The sequence below is a fragment of the Saccharothrix sp. NBAS 001 genome (assembly GCF_056640475.1).
The window spans coordinates 7,279,539-7,298,288 of the sequence record NZ_CM153251.1 but is presented as its reverse complement, the minus strand read 5'-3'; the positions used below and the strand labels follow the sequence as shown (position 1 = coordinate 7,298,288).

15 protein-coding genes are annotated in these 18,750 nt (G+C 72.0%); 12 read left to right on the top strand and 3 right to left on the bottom strand.

Annotated elements, in window-relative coordinates; translation table 11 throughout:
- Positions 1 to 17 precede the first annotated feature (17 nt).
- Both mycP and eccD read right to left on the bottom strand, forming a co-directional pair.
- On the bottom strand, positions 18 to 1,454 hold the full coding sequence (gene mycP, locus AC0HI0_RS31490) for a type VII secretion-associated serine protease mycosin (RefSeq protein WP_480927130.1): 1,437 nt from the start codon (positions 1,452 to 1,454) through the stop codon (positions 18 to 20).
- A gap of 5 nt (positions 1,455 to 1,459) precedes the next feature.
- Positions 1,460 to 2,854 carry a type VII secretion integral membrane protein EccD gene (gene eccD / locus AC0HI0_RS31485; RefSeq protein WP_480927129.1) on the bottom strand — a complete coding sequence of 465 codons (1,395 nt, stop codon included), beginning with the start codon at positions 2,852 to 2,854 and terminating at the stop codon, positions 1,460 to 1,462.
- Positions 2,855 to 3,110: 256 nt separating this feature from the next.
- Here eccD and eccCa point away from each other — a divergent pair, with 256 nt between their 5' ends.
- The gene (gene eccCa, locus AC0HI0_RS31480; protein ID WP_480927128.1) at positions 3,111 to 7,115 is read left to right on the top strand and encodes a type VII secretion protein EccCa; all 4,005 of its coding nucleotides are present in this window, start codon (positions 3,111 to 3,113) and stop codon (positions 7,113 to 7,115) included.
- A gap of 120 nt (positions 7,116 to 7,235) precedes the next feature.
- On the opposite strand, the gene AC0HI0_RS31475 is transcribed toward eccCa, so the two are convergent.
- Positions 7,236 to 7,913, bottom strand: a complete 678-nt coding sequence (locus AC0HI0_RS31475; protein WP_480927127.1) for a hypothetical protein — start codon at positions 7,911 to 7,913, stop codon at positions 7,236 to 7,238.
- 488 nt (positions 7,914 to 8,401) lie between these two features.
- On the opposite strand from AC0HI0_RS31475, the gene AC0HI0_RS31470 reads away from it, so the two are divergent.
- The 11 genes from AC0HI0_RS31470 to AC0HI0_RS31420 all read left to right on the top strand — a co-directional run bounded on the left by AC0HI0_RS31470 (position 8,402) and on the right by AC0HI0_RS31420 (position 18,581).
- Positions 8,402 to 10,189 (top strand): type VII secretion-associated protein, encoded by a 1,788-nt coding sequence (locus AC0HI0_RS31470; protein ID WP_480927126.1) that lies wholly within the window; start codon positions 8,402 to 8,404, stop codon positions 10,187 to 10,189.
- Positions 10,190 to 10,211: 22 nt separating this feature from the next.
- Positions 10,212 to 10,640, top strand: a complete 429-nt coding sequence (locus tag AC0HI0_RS31465) for a hypothetical protein (RefSeq protein WP_480927125.1) — start codon at positions 10,212 to 10,214, stop codon at positions 10,638 to 10,640.
- A gap of 154 nt (positions 10,641 to 10,794) precedes the next feature.
- Entirely contained in the window at positions 10,795 to 11,112 is a 318-nt protein-coding gene (locus AC0HI0_RS31460; protein WP_480927124.1) for a WXG100 family type VII secretion target, read from the top strand.
- A gap of 82 nt (positions 11,113 to 11,194) precedes the next feature.
- Positions 11,195 to 11,482 (top strand): WXG100 family type VII secretion target, encoded by a 288-nt coding sequence (locus tag AC0HI0_RS31455; RefSeq protein WP_480927123.1) that lies wholly within the window; start codon positions 11,195 to 11,197, stop codon positions 11,480 to 11,482.
- 395 nt (positions 11,483 to 11,877) lie between these two features.
- The gene (gene rplM / locus AC0HI0_RS31450) at positions 11,878 to 12,321 is read left to right on the top strand and encodes a 50S ribosomal protein L13 (protein ID WP_015105213.1); all 444 of its coding nucleotides are present in this window, start codon (positions 11,878 to 11,880) and stop codon (positions 12,319 to 12,321) included.
- A 14-nt stretch (positions 12,322 to 12,335) separates the two neighbouring features.
- Positions 12,336 to 12,920, top strand: a complete 585-nt coding sequence (rpsI, locus tag AC0HI0_RS31445; RefSeq protein WP_480927122.1) for a 30S ribosomal protein S9 — start codon at positions 12,336 to 12,338, stop codon at positions 12,918 to 12,920.
- A gap of 119 nt (positions 12,921 to 13,039) precedes the next feature.
- Positions 13,040 to 14,374 carry a phosphoglucosamine mutase gene (gene glmM / locus AC0HI0_RS31440; RefSeq protein WP_480934434.1) on the top strand — a complete coding sequence of 445 codons (1,335 nt, stop codon included), beginning with the start codon at positions 13,040 to 13,042 and terminating at the stop codon, positions 14,372 to 14,374.
- Positions 14,375 to 14,397: 23 nt separating this feature from the next.
- The gene (locus tag AC0HI0_RS31435) at positions 14,398 to 14,718 is read left to right on the top strand and encodes a hypothetical protein (protein WP_480927121.1); all 321 of its coding nucleotides are present in this window, start codon (positions 14,398 to 14,400) and stop codon (positions 14,716 to 14,718) included.
- A 172-nt stretch (positions 14,719 to 14,890) separates the two neighbouring features.
- On the top strand, positions 14,891 to 15,193 hold the full coding sequence (locus tag AC0HI0_RS31430; RefSeq protein WP_480927120.1) for a hypothetical protein: 303 nt from the start codon (positions 14,891 to 14,893) through the stop codon (positions 15,191 to 15,193).
- Positions 15,193 to 18,114: a WXG100 family type VII secretion target gene (locus tag AC0HI0_RS31425; RefSeq protein WP_480927119.1), complete on the top strand. Its 2,922-nt coding sequence runs from the start codon at positions 15,193 to 15,195 to the stop codon at positions 18,112 to 18,114. Before AC0HI0_RS31430 ends, AC0HI0_RS31425 begins: the two co-directional genes overlap by 1 nt.
- Positions 18,111 to 18,581, top strand: a complete 471-nt coding sequence (locus AC0HI0_RS31420) for a hypothetical protein (RefSeq protein ID WP_480927118.1) — start codon at positions 18,111 to 18,113, stop codon at positions 18,579 to 18,581. The genes AC0HI0_RS31425 and AC0HI0_RS31420 overlap by 4 nt, the downstream gene beginning before the upstream one ends.
- Positions 18,582 to 18,750 lie beyond the last annotated feature (169 nt).

Genomic DNA, 18,750 nt, shown 5'->3' with positions numbered 1-18,750 from the left:
CCGCGTTCGGGGTGGCGTCAGATGACGCTGCGCTTGACCGGGGCCGCCACCCGGCGGGCCCGGTTGCGGTTGACCGTGTGGACGGTGAACAGGGTGAGCAGCAGCAGGGTCACGGCCGCGCCCGTCCCGGACAGCGCCACGATCAGCGGGGTGTGGTCGGGCGGGTTGATCGGGTCCAGGTTGGTCATCACCTGTTCCGGGTTGCCCGGCTTCTGGCCCTTCTCCGACGGCAGCTCCGCGGTCAGCGCGGCCACCGGGTTGATCATGCCCGCGCCGACCTTGTGGTCCCGGCCGTCGGGGTTGCCGGGGTGCTGCGCGGTGGCCTTGATCCGGTCCATCACCTGGCGCGCGCTCAGGTTCGGGAAGCGCTGGCGCACCAGGGCCGCCACGCCCGCCACGTACGGCGAGGCGTAGCTGGTGCCCTGGATGCGGCTGGGCGCGCCGCGCTCGTCCACGTGCACGTTGGCCAGGCCCTCGCCGGCCGGGTCCAGCGTGGTGATGTCCTCGCCGGGCGCGGCCACGCTGATCCACGGGCCCCACACCGAGAACGTCGACACCACGCCGGTCTGGCTCATCGACGCCACCGACAGCACGTTGTCCGCGTACCACGGCGGTGAGGCGATGACGTTGACCGTGTCGACGTTCTGGTTGTCGTTCTGGACGCTGCACCCCTTGCCGTCGGTGCCCATGTTGCCCGCGGCCGTGACGATCACGACGTCCTTCTCGTCGACCGCCCACTGGATCGCGGCCTGGAGTTCGCGCTCCTGGTCGCTGGGCTCGTGCGGCTGCTCGCAGGAGGTCAGCGAGATGTTGATGACCTTGGCCTCGGCGGTCGCGGCGGCCACGATGGCCTCGGCCAGCGTGCGCACCTTGCCCGCCGACGACCGGTTGTCCACCTTGGCCGGGTCGTCGAACTTGAAGTGGTCGCTGGTCTGGCGGTAGGCGATGATCTCCGCCTCGGGCGCCGCGCCGATGAACCCGGTCTGCTCGTCCCGGCTGGCCGCCGCCACGCCCGCCACCTCGGTGCCGTGGCCGTCGCAGTCGGTCGTGCCGCCCTTCTCCGTCTCGACGTAGTCGCCGCCGGAGGTCACCCGGCCCTTGAGCCTCGGGTGCCCGGCGTTGACGCCGGTGTCGATGATGGCCAGCTTCACGCCCGCGCCGGTGGCGAAGCGGTGCGCCTCCTCCAGGCGCAGCTGCATCTGGCCCCAGGGCTTGTTCGGGATCGGCTGGTTGCCGGTGTTGGACTGGAAGCAGAGCTTGCTCTGCGTGTAGTTGACGTCCTCGGCCGGCGGCTTGAACGGCTTGAGGAACTTGCCCAGGTCCACCGGCGGCGGGACCGAGTTCGGCCGCGTCGGCGCGGCGGACGTGGGCTCCTGCGCCCACGCGCCGGGGCCGGTCACCAGGATCAGCGCCACGGCGGCCGTCGCGGCGATGCCGCGTGCGGTGCGGTTCATGACGGTCAGGCCGGGATCAGCTGGCGCATGGCGACGTAGAGGTCCATCACGGCGAGCGCCAGCGGCAGCACCGCGGCGATCAGGATGGCCTCCAGCACGTCGACCGTGCGGCGCAGCACCGGGGAGAACTTCTGGTTGGGGAAGATCACCCCGAGCACCAGCGCGCCCGCGCCGACCACCACGAGGGTGCCGAACACGAACAGCAGCCGGTTCGCGGCGCTCGACTCGACCAGCCAGCCGAGCAGCACGCCCGCGCCCGCGACCATGCCGGACGCCAGCAGCGCCACGGCCTGCGCGCCGTTGGCGTAGGCCCGGCCGCGCAGCATCAGCACCAGGGCCACCACGACCGCCAGGATCGGGCCGAAGACCGTGCCGTCGCCGGCCGCGATCACCGAGAACACCGCGGCGATCCCGCCGCAGCCGATGATCATGCCGGTCAGGTACTCGTGGGCGTTCGCGGTGCGCCGCTCGATCACCGCGTACTCCGGGAAGCCGGTGTCCTCCTTGAGGTCCTCGGCACTGCCCGGCACGGTCGGCAGCGGCAGCTTGGCCAGCTGGATGGTGAGCCTGGGCAGCGCGGACAGCGCCGCCAGGGACACCGCCGCGGTCGCCGCCGCGATGCCCACCACCGGGTGGTCGACGAAGATCCCGATCAGGAACGCGATGCCGCTGAGCGCGCCCGCCGTGGCCGCCGCGATGAACACCGTGATGCCGCGCCCGATGAGCAGGATCGCGGCCGACGCGAAGATCAGCACCAGCACGCTGGCCAGCAGCAGGTTCGGCCGGCCGATCTCGCCCGGCACGGTGTACAGGCCCGCCACGTAGGCCATCGGCAGGCCGCCCGCCGCCGCGATCAGCACGCCCGTGCCGGTCGCGTCGTAGGACCGCGCGATGACCGCGCCGGCCGCCAGCGCCACGATCGCCGTCGCGCCCGCGCAGATCGCCGGCCACAGGCCGTTGCCGCCGACCAGCGGGCCGGCCAGCAGCACCGCCACGGCCGCCGCGATCAGCGCCAGCGCGCCGGCCAGGTGGCCGTAGCGGCGGGCGGTGTCCTTCGTCCACGGCCGGAAGCTGTCCGGGTCGGACTCCGCGATCGCGTCCACCACGTCGTCGTAGAGCGGTGGTGGCGGGTTCTCGTTCCGCTTGCGCAGCTGGAGCAGCTCGCCGTCCACCACGCCCAGCGAGGCCAGCGTGCGGCTCGGGTCGAGCGGGCTGTCGCCCAGCTTGGCCAAGGTCCAGCCGCCGTGCCGCACGCCGCCGTCCGGAGTGGCCTCCTTGGCCATGTCCAGCAGCATCGGCAGCAGGTCGGCCACCGCGACGTCGGCGGGCAGCGCGACGTCGATACGCGTTCGCGGCGCAACCACCGTCACCCGGCTGAACACCGTCGTACCGGTCGCCACCAGCGCCCCCTAAGTCCTGATTGCTCGTGTGCTTGTGGGCCGCGTCGACCCTATTGGTCTGCTCGGAGGCCCCTCGGGCGGCCCCAAGTATGGCCTCAACGGGTGTCTCAACAGGGCGGTTCGGCACAACACGTTCGACGGCGATTTTGCCGGACCCACCGCCGCCCGTTCTCCCGATGCGCCATAGTGTCGGTTGCGACTGGTGGGCGCACCCCCGCGTGCGTTGGGTTCGAGAGTGTGAAGAGGTGCCTGTTAGGTGAGCACGTTGCAGTTCAAGCGCACGGCACGCCTCGCTGCTCCCCGTCCGCCGGGCGGTGAGGTCCACCTCGAACCGCCGCCCGAGGTGCCCCGGGTCATCCCCGGCAACGTCATGATGAAGGCGATGCCGGCCGTCATGATCGTGTCATCCGTCGGGATGATGGTCTTGATGTTCAGCTACAGCAACAAGAACCCCGCCGCGATGATCATGCCCGGCATGATGATGATCTCCACCATCGGCATGATGGCGGGCGGCATGGGCTCCGGCAAGGGCCAGAAGAAGGCCGAGATGAACGAGGACCGCAAGGACTACCTGCGCTACCTCGGCCAGATGCGCGACCGGGCCCGCGAGGCCGCCAACGAGCAGCGCGCCGAGCGCGAGTGGGTCCACCCCGACCCGCAGATGCTGTGGTCGCTGGCCACCACCCGCCGGATGTGGGAACGCCGGCAGAACGACCCGGACTTCTGCCACCTGCGCGCGGGCCGCGGCTCGCAGCGGCTGGCCACCCGGCTGGTGCCGCCGCAGACCGGCCCGGTGGAGGAGCTGGAGCCGATCGCGACGCTGGCGCTGCGCCGGTTCGTGCGCGCCCACTCGCTGGTCCCCGAGCTGCCGATCTCGATCGCGTTGCGCGGCTTCGCCGCCGTCGGCCTGCTCGGCGAGATCGAGGAGAAGCGCGGCCTGGCCCGCGCGCTGCTGGCCCAGATGGCCACCTTCCACTCCCCGGACGACCTGCTGATCGCGGTCGTCACCACCGGCCGCACCAAGGCCCAGTGGGAGTGGATGAAGTGGCTGCCGCACGTGCAGCACCCGAACATCGTGGACGGCATCGGCCAGATGCGGATGATGGCCGGCTCCCTGACCGAGGTCGAGCAGATGCTCGACGAGCAGCTGCGCGACCGGCAGCGGTTCACCCGCAACGCGCCGCCGCCCGCCGACCAGCCGCACATCGTGATCCTGATCGATGACGGCGACGTCACCCGCGAGGAGCAGATCATCCTGGAGGAGGGTCTGGTCGGCGTCACGCTGCTGGACCTGTCCGAGTCGCTGGGCAACCTGACCGCGCGGCGCGGCCTGCGGCTGGTCATCGAGGACGGCAAGCTGGGCGCGCGCAGCGCCAGCGGCGTCGAGTGGTTCGGCGGGCCGGACTGGCTCAGCGTGGTCGAGGCCGAGGCGCTGGCCCGGCGGATCGCCCCGTACCGGGTCGGCGGCGTCGAGGCGGGCGGCAGCGACGAGGACCCGCTGTCGATGTCCAACAACCCGCCGCTGATCGAGTTCCTGGGCCTGCAGGGCGACCCGCTGACCTTCGACGTGCAGCAGGCGTGGCGGCCCCGGCCGGTGCGCGACCGCTACCGGGTGCCGTTCGGCATCGGCGAGTTCGGCCAGCAGGTCGAGCTGGACATCAAGGAAGCGGCCATGGAGGGCATGGGCCCGCACGGCCTGTGCATCGGCGCGACCGGTTCCGGCAAGTCCGAGTTCCTGCGCACGCTGGTGCTGGGCCTGCTGGCCACGCACTCCTCGACCTCGCTCAACATGATCCTGGTCGACTTCAAGGGCGGTGCGACGTTCCTCGGCCTGGACAAGGCCCCGCACGTCGCCGCGACGATCACCAACCTGGCGGGCGACCTGACCCTGGTCGACCGGATGAAGGACGCCATCGCGGGCGAGGTGTCGCGGCGGCAGGAAGTGCTGGCCAAGGGCAACTACAAGAACGTCTGGGACTACGAGAAGGCCCGGGAGAACGGCGCCGACCTCGACCCGCTGCCCGCGCTGTTCATCTGCATCGACGAGTTCTCCGAGATGCTGACGGCCAAGCCGGACTTCATCGACATCTTCCTCCAGATCGGCCGCGTCGGCCGGTCGCTCCAGATGCACATGCTGCTGGCCTCGCAGCGCCTCGAAGAGGGCAAGCTGCGCGGCCTGGACACGTTCCTGTCCTACCGGATCGGTCTCAAGACGTTCTCCGCCGCCGAGTCGCGGGCCGCGATCGGCGTGCCGGACGCCTACGAGCTGCCGCCCATCCCGGGTTCGGGGTACCTGGGCGTGCAGGGCTCGCCGCTGACCCGGTTCAAGGCGCTCTACGTCTCCGGCCCGTACCGGCCCGCCGGCATCCAGGTGGCCGGGCCCTCGGCCGTGGTGTCCAGCGACAAGCGCCCGCGCTTCTTCGTGCCGGACTACGTGGAGATCCCCAAGGAGCCGGTGAAGCCGGTCGAGCCGGTCAAGCAGGAGAAGCAGAAGGACGACAGCAACGAGCCCAGCGAGCTGGAGGTCATCGTCGAGCGCCTGGTGGGGCAAGGTCCCCCGGCGCACGAGGTGTGGCTGCCGCCGTTGAACGAGCCGCCGTCGCTGGACACGCTGCTGCCGCCGCTGCAGCCGACCGAGGACCGGGGGCTGACCTCGCCGGGGTTCTTCTCCAACGGCAAGCTCCAGGTGCCGCTGGGTGTCGTGGACAAGCCGTTCGAGCAGCGCCGCGACCTGCTGTGGGCGGACTTCTCGGGCGCGGCCGGTCACGGTGCGATCGTGGGCGGTCCGCAGTCGGGCAAGTCGATGATGCTGCGCACGATGATCACGTCGATGGCGTTGACGCACACCGCCGAGGAGGTGCAGTTCTACTGCCTGGACCTCGGTGGCGGCACGCTGGCGGCGTTGGAGAACCTGCCGCACGTGGGCGGGTTCGCGTCCCGGTTGGACGTGGACAAGGCGCGCCGGATGGTGGCCGAGCTGTCCGGGCTGATCGCGGAGCGCGAACTCCGGTTCCGGGCGCAGGGCATCGACTCGATGGTCGAGTTCCGCAACCGCAAGCGGCGCGGCGAGATCCGCGACGACGACTTCGGCGACGCGTTCCTGGTGGTCGACGGCTGGATGAACTTCCGGCAGGAGTTCGAGACGCTGGAGCCGCAGGTGCAGGCGTTGGCGGCGCAGGGCCTGTCCTACGGCGTGCACGTGGTGGTGGCGGCCAACCGGTGGGCGGAGATCCGCCCGGCGATGAAGGACCTGCTCGGCACCCGGTTCGAGCTGCGGCTGGGTGACCCGTCGGAGTCCGACGTGGACCGCAAGGTCGCGATCAACATCCCGGCCGGGCGGCCGGGGCGCGGCCTGTCGCCGCAGAAGCTCCACTTCCTGACCGCGCTGCCGCGCGTGGACGCGTCCTCGGACCCGGAGACGGTGGCGGCGGGCGTGCAGGACATGATCGCCAAGGTGTCGGCCGCGTGGCGCGGCCGGCGTGCCCCGCAGGTCCGGCTGCTGCCCGACCTGCTCCAGTACGGCGACTTCATGGGCCAGGTCCAGCAGTTGCGGCCCAACCGGGGGCACCTGGTGCCGGTCGGCGTCAACGAGGACGAGCTGGCGCCGGTCTACCTGGACTTCGACGCCGACCCGCACTTCATGTGCCTGGCCGACGGCGAGTCGGGCAAGACCAACCTGCTGCGCACGATCGTGCGCGGCATCATGACCAGCTACACCTCGTCCGAGGCGCTGATCCTGCTGGTCGACTACCGGCGCACCATGCTCGGCTTCGTCGACACCGACCACCTGCTGGCCTACGCGGTGTCCTCGGCGCAGCTCACCGACATGGTCAAGGACGTGCGCGGCTCGATGACCGGCCGGCTGCCCGGCCCGGACGTCACCCAGGAGCAGCTCAAGAACCGCTCCTGGTGGAAGGGCCCGGAGCTGTTCGTCATCGTGGACGACTACGACCTGGTCGCCCCGCAGGGCGCGCAGAACCCGCTGCAGCCGCTGGCCGAGTTCATCCCGCAGGCCAAGGACGTCGGCCTGCACGTGATCGCGGTCCGCCGGATGGGTGGCGCGTCGCGCGCCATGTACGACCCGATCCTGGGCAAGCTCAAGGAGATCTCGGCCCCGATCATGGTCGGCTCCGGCTCGAAGGAGGAGGGCGCGATCGTGGGCACCCTCAAGCCGTCGCCGCAGCCGCCCGGCCGGGGCACGCTGGTCACCCGCAAGTTCGGCCAGCAGCGCATCCAGGTCGCCTGGATCCAGCCGGACTAGCCCCGCCGCACGCCCGGAAGGCCCCGCCTCGGCGGGGCCTTCCGCGTTCGCGGGGTTCCCGGAGCCGGGGGTCGGCCGGGAGGAGAGGGGCAGCGCCCTGCGGAGGGCTCTGCGACGGGTCTAGGAGGACGCGCAGCGCACCCGGGACAGGTGGGCGGGGTCGGCGGTGCGGTGGGAGCCGAGTCGGCGCAGGCCGATGTTGAGCGAGCGGGCGGAGGTGTCCGGCGCGCGGCCGTGCGGGACGCACACGCCGTCGAACAGGACGGGGCCGCGGTAGCCCCGCACGCCGCCCGGCCCGGCGATGAGCGTGGTGCCCGCCGGGTCCAGCGGCACCACCAGGCGCAGGTCGCCGAACCGGCGCGAGTCGAGCCGGAAGTCCACGCCGTCGACGTCGTCGCGGGCGTAGTACAGCCGCAACCGGGGGCTGACCCGCAGGCCCGTGGCGGCGGCGACCAGCGCGGGCAGGTCCCAGCCGCGCACCTCGGCCAGCGTGTCCTCGCCGATGTGGGCGAACCGGGCGCCGTCGCCGGCCCGGCCGTAGCGGGAGAGCATCCGGTCCGCGTCGGCCCGGAGCCCGGCGGTGTCGGGCAGCGGCAGCGGGACCGGCAGGTCGAGCAGCCGGTCGTTGCCGAGCATCCCGGCCAGCAGCCGCAGGTCGTGGTCGGCGGGGGTGTCCGGCACGGGCAGCCGGCGCACCGACGCGACGCCGCGCAGCGCGTCGGTCCACCGGGCGGCGTGCCGGAGGGCGCGTTCGCCGGTCAGCGCGTGCGGACCGGGTAACACCTCGATCGCGGACATGGTCGGCTCCGTTCAGCCCGGAGGCGGGGCGTGGGGTCGGGGGGTCGCCGGACCCCGCTTCCGGGCGTCGTTGAGTCCATTATGTGAACTGCGGGCAACAGGCCACCCCCTGAACCGGGTCCTCTTCCGTGTGGAGGTCGACCGGGGAGGGCTGGTCCGGGGCTCCCCGGACGGGTGGCGCACGAGGCGCGCGACGGTGGTGGTCGAGGTCGTCGGGCTCATCCGTCCGGGTGAGACCCGGGTCGCCGACCTGCGGCGTTATCACGGTGGGTTACCCCAGAGCGGTACATCGCCCCCCGGCGGTCAGCAGAGCGTGATCAGGGGCCGTGCGCCGCCGCCGCGCGGCGGGCCGGATCGGCGGCGTGGCGTCCGCCACGTCCGGCCGGGTCGGGCCGGGTCGCGGGGGGTGCGGGCGAGTACCCGGACCGGGCCGTCCGGGCCGCCCGCTCCGGATACCCTCCAGGCAGCCGGTGACGAGGGGATGCCCGATGAGCTTGCGCGTGGCGGTCGACTTCGGGACGTCGAGCACCTGCGTGGCCATCTCGGTCAACGGCCGGGAGCCGCAGGTCGTCGTGGTCGACGGCCAGCCGATCCTGCCCTCGGCGGTGTTCGCCGCCGCGGACGGCGCGCTGTTCGTCGGGCAGGAGGCCGAGCGGCAGGCCGCGGTCGACCCGTCCCGCTACGAGCCGCACCCGAAGCGCCGGGTGGACGAGGGCGAGCTGCTGCTGGGCACCAGCGTGCTCAAGGTCGTGGACGTGGTGCGGGCGGTGCTCACCCGGGTGGTGACCGAGGCCCGGCACGTGGCCGGCGGCGCGCCGGTCGACCTGCTGGTGCTCACCCACCCGGCGGACTGGGGCGCGATCCGCACCAGGGTGCTCGTCGACGCCGGGCGCGGGCTGGGCCAGGAGCTGCGGCTGGTGCCCGAGCCGGTGGCCGCCGCGGTGTTCCACTCGGCGACGCACGCGGTCCAGGACGGCTCGGCGCTGGCCGTGCTCGACCTGGGCGGCGGCACGGTGGACGCCAGCGTCGTGGTCCGCCAGGGCGGCGCGTTCCGGGTGCTGGCCACCAAGGGCGACCCGACCTTCGGCGGCGCGGACGTCGACCAGGTGCTGCTGGAGCACGTCGGCTCGCTGGTGCCGCCGGGCGACGCGCAGGCGTGGCGGGAACTCGTGGAGGGCCGGGGGATGGCCGACCGGCGCAAGCGCCGGGTGCTGCGCCAGGACGTGCGGGGCGCGAAGGAGACGCTGTCACGGCACTCCTACACCGACGTGCCGATGCCGCCGCCGTTCCCGGACGCCCACGTGACCCGCACCGACCTGGAACGCCTGATCGGCCCGCCGCTGACCCGGGCCGCCGGGCTGCTGGCCGGGGCCGTGCGCGACGCCGGGCTGGACCCGCGCGCGCTGGCCGGGGTGTTCCTGGTCGGCGGCTCCAGCCGGATCCCGCTGGTCGCCCGGCTGGTGCTGGAGCAGACCGGCGTCGTGCCGACCAGCATCGACCAGCCGGAGACGGTGGTCGCGCGCGGCGCGCTGCGCGCGGTGAGCGCGGACCCGCTGCGCACCGGCGCGCTGCCCGAGCAGGCCGTGACGCACAAGATCACCGACGACGCCACCCGCAAGCTCACCCGGCGGATCACCGCCGCCGCACCCTCCCCGCCGGCGGGCTTCCCCCGGCCGCCGTACTTCCCGCAGCAGCCGCCGCCACCGCCGCCGCGACCGCGCAGCCGCGCGCCGCTGATCGTCGGCGTGTCGCTCGGGCTGGCCGTGGTGGTCGGCGGGTCGGTCGCCTACGCGCTGGCCACCCGGGGCGGCGGCGAGGCCGGGCCGACGACGTCGAGCGGCGACCCGGGCAAGACCATCGCCCAGTACGACTACCGGTTCGTCGCGCCGGCCGGCTGGAACCAGACCGGCGGGTCCGCGCAGTCCCGGCAGGTGTTCCTCAAGCCGGATTCGGCGCAGTCGCCGGACGACGTGATCACGGTGACCGAGCAGAAGCTCGACTACGACTCGTCGGCCGACCGGGCGCGGGCCGAGCGCCAGCTGCGGTCGGAGTACGACAAGGGCCGCGATCTGTCCGGTTTCGACACTTCCCGGAGCTTCGGCGGCAAGGATGTCGTTTACTACCGGGAGCGGGCGGGTACCGCGACCGTCGACTGGTACGTGCTGTTCCAGGGCGACGCCCAGGTGAGCGTGGGCTGCCAGTTCCCGGCGTCCGGGGAGGACCGCGTCCGCGCGGCGTGCGAGCAGGTGGTGCGCACGCTGACCGTGACCAACTGAAGCCGTGAGTGGGGACAGACAGATGACCGGCATCCCGGAGGCGTTCGCCCGGTTCCGCTCGGACCTCGACGCGGCCGTGACCAGGGGTCGCCGGGCCGCGGCCGACGCGGGCGCGAGGACCGAGGCGCAGCGCGGGCGCAACCGGGAGCTGGCCGACCGGGCGAGGGCCCGCGAGGTGCGGCCGGCCGGGCACGCGCCGACCTCCGGCGACCTCCAGCGGGTGGCGGCCGGGTTCCGGGCGCACCGGGGTCTTCCGGTGGAGCGGTTGCCCACCGGGGAGGAACTGCTCGCGCCGCCGTCCGGGAAATCGCATGAGCAAACGGACGCGAATGCAAATTCCGCATCCCGGCGGACTTCCCCGGGTGCGCGTCCGGTGGCCGGTCCGAGTGGCCGACTTCCCGCCGAAGTGGCCGATGACGAGGACTTTTCGCAAGCGCGAATCCTGTACTGACCCCCGATCGGGTAGTGCGCTCGTTTACTACCGCAACTACTTCCGGGGAAGTCGCGACAGCGCGGAACCGACCATGGCAGGGTCTGCGTCAGAAGCTCGAACGAACCGAGAAGGCAAGCACGCCTGGTCTCGCCGACATAGGGGGTCATACCCAATGGCTGGTTACGCAACCGGAGTTCCGGCGCTTGAGAACGCCGCCAAGGACATCATGGGCACGAACGAGAACGTCCAGGGGATCCTGAACAACCTCCGGAACACCATCGACGGCCTCGCCCCGGCGTGGAAGGGCTCGGCGGCGGACGCGTTCAACAACCTGATGGCCCGCTTCAACGACGACGCCGCGAAGCTCCAGGAGGCGCTGGTCGCGATCGCCGAGCAGATCACCGGCACCGTCCAGACCTACGTCCAGCAGGAAGAGGAGCAGTCCTCCGAGATGTCGACCATCCTCGGTCGCCTCGGCGGCGGTGCGTGACGGCGAATTCGCTGTCGCCCGCTCCAGTGCATTTCCAGAATTACCTTCCTGTATTTTTTGAATTCACCTCCAAGGGGACATCATGAACGACGAGATCAAGATCGACTTCGGCGCTCTCGGTTCGGCTGCCGGCGACATCCAGGGCCAGGCCAACAAGGTCCAGCAGGAGCTGGAGGACCTGAAGTCCCGCATCAACCCGGTCATCGCGCAGTGGGAAGGTGCCACCTCCGGCGCCTACCAGGAGGTCCAGGCCAAGTGGGACACCTCGGCCGCCGACCTCCAGCAGGTGCTGGCCGCGATCGGTACCGCCGTCGCCTCGGCCAACGACGCCTACTCCGCCGCGGAGCAGAAGAACACCTCGCGTTGGTGAATCGCGTCACCGCGTGACCCTCGCGGGCCCCGGAGCCTCACCAGGCTGCCGGGGCCCGCGTACGTGTTGCGCGGGGCGCGATCCACGCACCGGTGGTTCCCCGGGTGCGGCACCTCCCGAGGGGGTGCGTACTCTCGGGGACCTGAACGTCGCGTTACGGGCGTTCTGACGGGTCCTCCCGTCCGGTGTCCGGACCGTCTCGGCGGTCGGGGCTCCGACCCGGTTGGCGGGGGTCGTTTTGACCCGACCACGACCCAACCGGTATCTTCCTACGTTGTTGTGCGGTACCCGGTGCGCACTCGCGTGCCTCGTTCTGGTCCACTTGCCCACCTGGGGTGTCTGGCCTGAGCAGCCGCCGCAATGACCCCAGACGCAAGTGACGACGAGGTAGACCCGTGCGCACGTACAGCCCGAAGCCCGGCGAGGTGACCCGAGCCTGGCACGTGATCGACGCCCAGGACGTGGTGCTCGGTCGGCTCGCCACCCAGGCCGCGACGCTGCTGCGCGGCAAGCACAAGCCGACTTACGCCCCCCACGTTGACACCGGTGACTTCGTCATCATCATCAACGCGGACAAGGTGGCGCTGACCGGCAAGAAGCGCGACCAGGAGTTCGTGTACCGGCACTCCGGCCACCCCGGTGGTCTGCGCCAGCGGTCGTTCGGCGAGGTGCTCGACACCCGTGCCGACCGGCTGGTCGAGAAGGCCATCAAGGGCATGCTGCCCAAGAACCGCCTCGGCCGCGTGATCGCCGGCAAGCTCAAGGTCTACACGGGCCCGAGCCACCCGCACACGGCGCAGCAGCCGCAGCCGTTCGAGATCAAGAAGGTCGCCCAGTGACCGAGGAAAACGCCGTGACCACCCCTGAGGCCGAGGTCGAGGCCGACGCCGTCGAGACCGCCGAGGTCGAGGCCACCGAGACCGCCGACGCCGAGGTGACCGAGGCCCCGGAGGCCGTCGACGCCGTCGAGGCCGACGCCACCGAGACCGAGGGTGAGGACGCGGAGCCCGCTCCGGCCCCCGTCGTCCGCCCCGTGCTCAGCGCGGGCGCGCACCACCTGGCGCAGACCGTCGGCCGCCGCAAGGAGGCCATCGTCCGGGTGCGCCTGCTGCCCGGCACCGGCAAGTTCACCCTCAACGGCAAGTCCCTTGAGGCGTACTTCCCGAACAAGGTGCACCAGCAGCTCATCCGCGAGCCCCTGGTGACCACGGAGAAGCCCGAGACCTTCGACGTCATCGCGAACCTGCGTGGCGGCGGCACCACCGGCCAGGCCGGTGCGCTGCGCCTGGCCATCGCCCGCGCGCTGATCGCCGTGGACTCCGAGGACCGCCCGGTGCTCAAGAAGGCCGGCTTCCTCACCCGTGACCCCCGGGTCAAGGAGCGCAAGAAGTACGGTCTGAAGAAGGCCCGCAAGGCGCCTCAGTACAGCAAGCGCTGACCTCACGGTCGAGATTTCCGGCAGTACCCTGCGGGAGCAGCCAGTTCTTCGTCGAACTGCTGCTCCCGCAGTGCTTTTCGCCCGATGTTGTGCGGTTCATCACGGAGGTCATGGCGATCATGGGTCGGCTGTTCGGCACTGACGGCGTACGTGGTCTGGCGAACGCCGACCTGACTCCGGAACTCGCGCTCGCGGTGGCCGCCTCGGCCGCCCGGGTGCTCGCCGAACACGATCGCTCACACCGCCCGGTCGCCGTGGTCGGCCGCGACCCCCGGGCCAGCGGCGAGATGCTGGAGGCCGCCGTGGTCGCGGGCCTCACCGCCGCCGGCGCGGACGTGCAGCGGGTGGGCGTGCTGCCCACGCCCGCCGTGGCGCACCTGGTCTCCGCGCTGAACGCGGACATGGGCGTGATGATCTCCGCCTCGCACAACCCGATGCCCGACAACGGCGTGAAGCTGTTCGGCTCGGGCGGGCACAAGCTGCCCGACGCGGTCGAGGACGAGATCGAGCGCAAGATGGACGAGGTCGGCCACCGGCCCACCGGCGCGGGCATCGGCCGGGTGCACGACGTCGAGGACGCCGCGAGCCAGTACGTCGAGCACCTGCTGAAGGTGACCCCGCACCGGCTCGACGGCATCAAGGTCGTCGTGGACTGCGCGAACGGCGCGGCCTCCGCCACCGCGCCGGACGCCTACCGCCGGGCCGGCGCCGAGGTCGTGCAGATCCACGCCCACCCGGACGGCCTGAACATCAACGACGGCTGCGGCTCGACCCACCTCGACCTGGTCCGCGCGGCCGTGCTGGAGCACGGCGCGGACCTCGGCATCGCGCACGACGGCGACGCCGACCGCTGCCTGGCCGTGGACGCCGACGGCAACGACGTCGACGGCGACCAGATCATGGCCGTGCTCGCGCTGGCGATGAAGGACTCCGGTGAGCTGACCGACCAGACCCTGGTCGCCACCGTGATGAGCAACCTGGGCCTGCACCTGGCGATGCGCGAGCACGGCGTGACCTTGCGCACCGCCGCCGTGGGCGACCGGTACGTGCTGGAGGAGCTGCACGCGGGCGGGTTCGCGCTCGGCGGCGAGCAGTCCGGGCACGTGGTGCTGCCCGCGCACGCCACCACCGGCGACGGCCTGCTGACCGCGCTGCGGCTGATGTCCCGGATGGCCGAGACCGGCAAGTCGCTGGCCGAGCTGGCCGGGGTGATGCGCCGGCTGCCGCAGGTGCTGATCAACGTCGTCGTGGGCGACAAGGCCGTGGTGGCCCGGGACGCGGCGGTGAGCGAGGCCGTGGCGTCGGTCACCGAGGAACTCGGCGACACCGGCCGCGTGCTGCTGCGGCCCTCGGGCACCGAGCAGCTGGTGCGCGTGATGGTGGAGGCCCCCACCCACGAACTGGCCGAGTCGGCCGCGCGCCGGCTGGCGGGTGTGGTTTCCTCGGTGGGCTGACGGCCGACTTCGGGGGTTCTGGAATGGGTATCGGCTTCATCCCGCTGACCGTGATCGTCCTGGTCGTCGCCGCGCTCGTGGTGGCGATCGTCGTGCTGGCGAAGAAGAACAAGGGCAGCGCGCTGCCGCCCGGCCAGTACCCCTACGGCCCGCCCGGACCTGTCCCGCCCGGCCAGGTTCCGCCCGGTCAGATGCCTTACGGCCAGCCTCAGGCGCCGTACGGCCAACCGCCGCAGGGGCAGGCTCCTTACGGTCAGCCGCCGCAGTTCCCGCCGGGCGCGCCACAGCAGCAGGGGCAGTTCCCGCCCCAGCCGCCGGCCGGACCCGGACAGCCGCCCCGGTAGGCGTCACCCCTTCGCCGGTCGGGCGTTTACACCTGCAAGGAGCCGTTCGGAAATGCCGTCGGACGCCCGCGCCGGGTGTCACGATGGGAACCGGGCGCCGAAGCGTCGCGTCACAACGGACGAGTTCGGCAGAAGGTCGTGGCCGTCGCGCCACGGAGGGGAGTGGAGCGCCGTGGCCGGTTACGGCACCAGCACCGAGGCCATGCAAAAAGCCTCGAAGGGTATTTCCGACGCCGCGAAGGACACGGCGGACGATCTGAAGAAGGTCGGCCAGACCGAAACCACCGAGGGCGAATTCGGCCAGGCGCACAAACAGCACTTCGGCAAGTACAAGTCCGGGATCGAGAATTTCGGCAAGGGCATCACGAACATGGCGGGCACCCTGGGGGCGTTCGCGGGCAAGATCGCCTCCGGAGCCGCGACCTACGGTGACGTCGAGGCGCGGAACGCGCAGAACGTGGGGAGCCAGTACTGATGGCCACGCCGAGCTGGGACGACGTGAAGGCGGTCCTCGACGACCCGAACGTGTCGGAGGACAAGAAGCAGGAGTTGATGTACTCCTACGTCGCCTCCACCCCGCCGTGGGACATCCCGGACGGCGCGGACACGTACAAGGACCGGTACGACACCTCCAGCTTCTGGGACTGGGGCGGCGGCATCGACGACGAGCTCCAGGACCGCTACGACGAGGCGAAGGCCGAGGGCGACACCCAGAGCTACAACAGCCGTGAGCAGACCAAGGCGGTCAAGCAGGGCCAGACGACGCTGGACGGCAAGCAGCCGCCGACCGCGTCCGGCTCGGGCACCAAGACCTCCGACGAGCTGTTCGACGCCGGCCAGTCGGGGCTGAAGGTCTTCGAGAAGTTCCTGCCGATCTGGAACAACCGGCCCGGCGACTGCCTGGGCACCACCACGAACCTCGACTTCGGCCAGCACATCCAGACGCCGTACAACGAGCAGCGCGGCATCAACTTCCAGAAGTTCCTCGCCGAGGCCGACGAGTTCAGCACCGCGAAGTCCAAGGTCGACGAGATGAAGACCGACGTCGACGGGCAGCTCAAGACCCTCTACGGCGAGTGGGAGGGCAAGGCCGCCACCAAGTCGTACGAGCACTACACCGACCAGATCGTCCCGAAGATCACCGAGCTGGGCGACGGCCTGAGCGGCGCGGCCGACCTCACCCGGACCGCCGTCGGCGGCGTGTACGAGCTGTGCAAGGGCAAGGCCGACGAGGTCCTGGACATGTACCGGGAGCAGATCGCCAAGGCCGACACGTTCATGGCCGAGAAGGTCGTGTCGTTCGCGCGCGGCGAGGGCGACTACGGCAAGGACCGGGTGCGCGAGATCGCCGGCTGGGTCGACTCGGCGGTGCCCGGCAGCAACATCGCCGAGCGCCTGAACGACGACGACTGCTCGCTGAACGACGAGAACAAGACGTTCGCGATCAACCAGTGCAAGCGGTGGATCCAGCAGTCGTTCAACGTCGAGTTCTGGGGCCTGTACGAGCAGTTCAAGACCTGCTGCTCGGACACCAAGACGTCGGTCGACGCCAAGTGGGAGACCCTGGCGTCCTACATGGCCGGGTTCGAGAACCCGTTCCCCGCGCCCGCCGACGACAAGGGCGGCGATGACAAGGGCGGCGACAAAGGCGGCGACAAAGGCGGGGACAAGGGTGGCGAGAAGGGCGGCGGTCCCGGTGGCGGCGGCCCTGGTGGCGGTGGTCCCGGTGGCGGCGGCCCTGGTGGCGGTGGCCCCGGAGGTGGCGGTCCCGGTGGCGGCACGCCGTCCGTCCCGGAGATCCCGAAGCCGGAGAACCCGCTGGACAAGGACGGCGACGGCAAGCCCGACGACGTCAAGATCCCCGGTGACACCAACGGCGACGGCAAGCCCGACGACCTGGACGGTGACGGCAAGCCGGACGACCTCGACGGCGACGGCAAGCCCGACAAGCCCGGGGACAAGGACGGCGACGGCAAGCCGGACGGCGTGAAGGGCGAGGAAGCGCCCGAGACCGTCACCATCAAGAGCGGCGACAACGAGATCAAGATCACCGAGCCGGACGACAACGGCCACGTGCGGATCACCGTCGACACGCCGACCAGCGAGCCGAAGACCTACGACGTCGACTTCAGCAACAACCCCGACGCGCTCAAGGCCCTGACCGGCCAGAACGGCGGCGCGGCCCTCGCGTCGGCACTGGCCGGCGCGACCGCGACCCCCGGCGGCGCGGCGACGCCGGGCGCCGGCCCGGCGGTCACCGCGGGCGGTGGCGGCGTCGACGGCGCGATCCCGATCGAGGCCGGTGCGGACGGCAAGGCGCTGATCGAGCTGGACGGCCTGGCCATCACCGCCGAGGTCGACCCGCTGACCGGCGAGATCAACCTGACCGTCGACAACGGCGACGGCACCCCGGACGAGTACGGCGTCGAGTTCGGCGAGGACTCGCCCAAGGACGAGCTGCCGCCCCTGCCGGGCCGCGACGAGCCGGTCACCACCATGCCCGCGTCCGCCGACCAGCCGACCGCGCAGCCGGAACCGGCGATCGGCCGGGACCCGGTGGCCACGCCGATCGGTGCCGACGCGGGCTTCGCGCCGGGCTTCACCGAGCCGGTCCCGGCCGGTGCCGACGCCGGGTTCGCACCCGGCTTCACCGAGCCCTCCGCCGCCGTTCCCGGTGTGGACGCGGGCTTCGCGCCCGGTTTCACCGAGCCCGCCGGCGGTGCTCCGGGCGGCTTCACCGAGCCCTCGGGCGGCGCGGCCGGCGCGCCCGCGGGTGGTGTCGGGGTCGGCGGCGGACCGGTCGGTCCGGGCGTTCCCGCGGACCAGCCCGCGTTCACCACCATGCCCGCCCACGACACGGGCAGTCCCACCCCCGCCTACGGCCAGCCGGCCCAGCCGTTCGCCGGGCAGCACCACGGCGGCCAGTTCGGCGGCGGCCAGCACTTCGCCGGCCAGTTCGACCAGGGCTTCGCGCCGTCCCACGAGTCGGGCGGTACGACCAGCGCGTCCGGCGCGTCGGTGTTCGGCGGGTCCGGCGGCTTCAACGGCGCGGACTCCGTGCTCGGCGGTTCGGCGGGGTCGGACAGCACGTGGAGCAGCCCGTCCGACAGCGCCGACCAGGGGCTGAACGCGGACACCAACGCGTCCAACGCCGGCCAGGCCGGTTCGGCGAGCCTGCCGTCCATGCAGGACCAGCACGGCCAGGCGACGTCGTCGCCCGGTGGCGGCATGATGGGCGGCGGGATGATGGGCGGCGGCATGGCCGGCGGTGGTCAGCAGCAGGGCGGCGGCGACAGCGAGCGCAGCCCCGGGCAGTGGCGCACCACCGGGTCGTTGTTCGACGACGACGTGAGCCTCAGCCGCGTGCAGGGTGTCTTGGGCGAGGAGGGTCGATGAGCGTCGCGTCCGACCGGCTGGCGGCGGCCAAGAGCCGCATGGACGAGATCTCCCGGGAGCACGCGGACCGCCGCGAGCTGCGCGAACGCCGTTCCCGGGAAGCGCGGGACAAGGCGGGCGAGAGCCTGGACAAGCAGGCCGCGGTGGCCGAGAAGACCATCGAGCGGATCCAGGAGGCCGGCAAGCGCCAGAAGGCGGCCGGCGGCTGGGGCACCACGGCGGCGACGGAGAAGAAGGGCGGCGAGTTCAGCTTCGGCAGCGAGGACGACGAGCCGACCTACGAGGCCCAGGCCCCCGGCACCGGCTGGGTGGCCGGCCCGCCGGCGCCGGCCGCCGCCGCGCCGCCGCCTCCTCCGGTCGCCCCGCCGCCCCCGGTGGCCCCGGCACGGCCGGTCCGCCCGGCACCCCGCCGGCCCGCCCCGGTCGACGATGACGACGACTTCGGCGGCCAGAGCTGGCTGACCTGACCCCGGTCGGCGCACGCCGCCGACGCGGTTCGGCCCACTGATCGACGCACCTCGGCCCCGCCCCGGCTCCCGGGACGGGGCCGAGGCGCGTGCCGGCTGACGCAACACGTGTCGCGTTAAGGGAAAGCGCTTACCGCAACTGTGTTGCATTTGGCGTTCTTTACCGCAA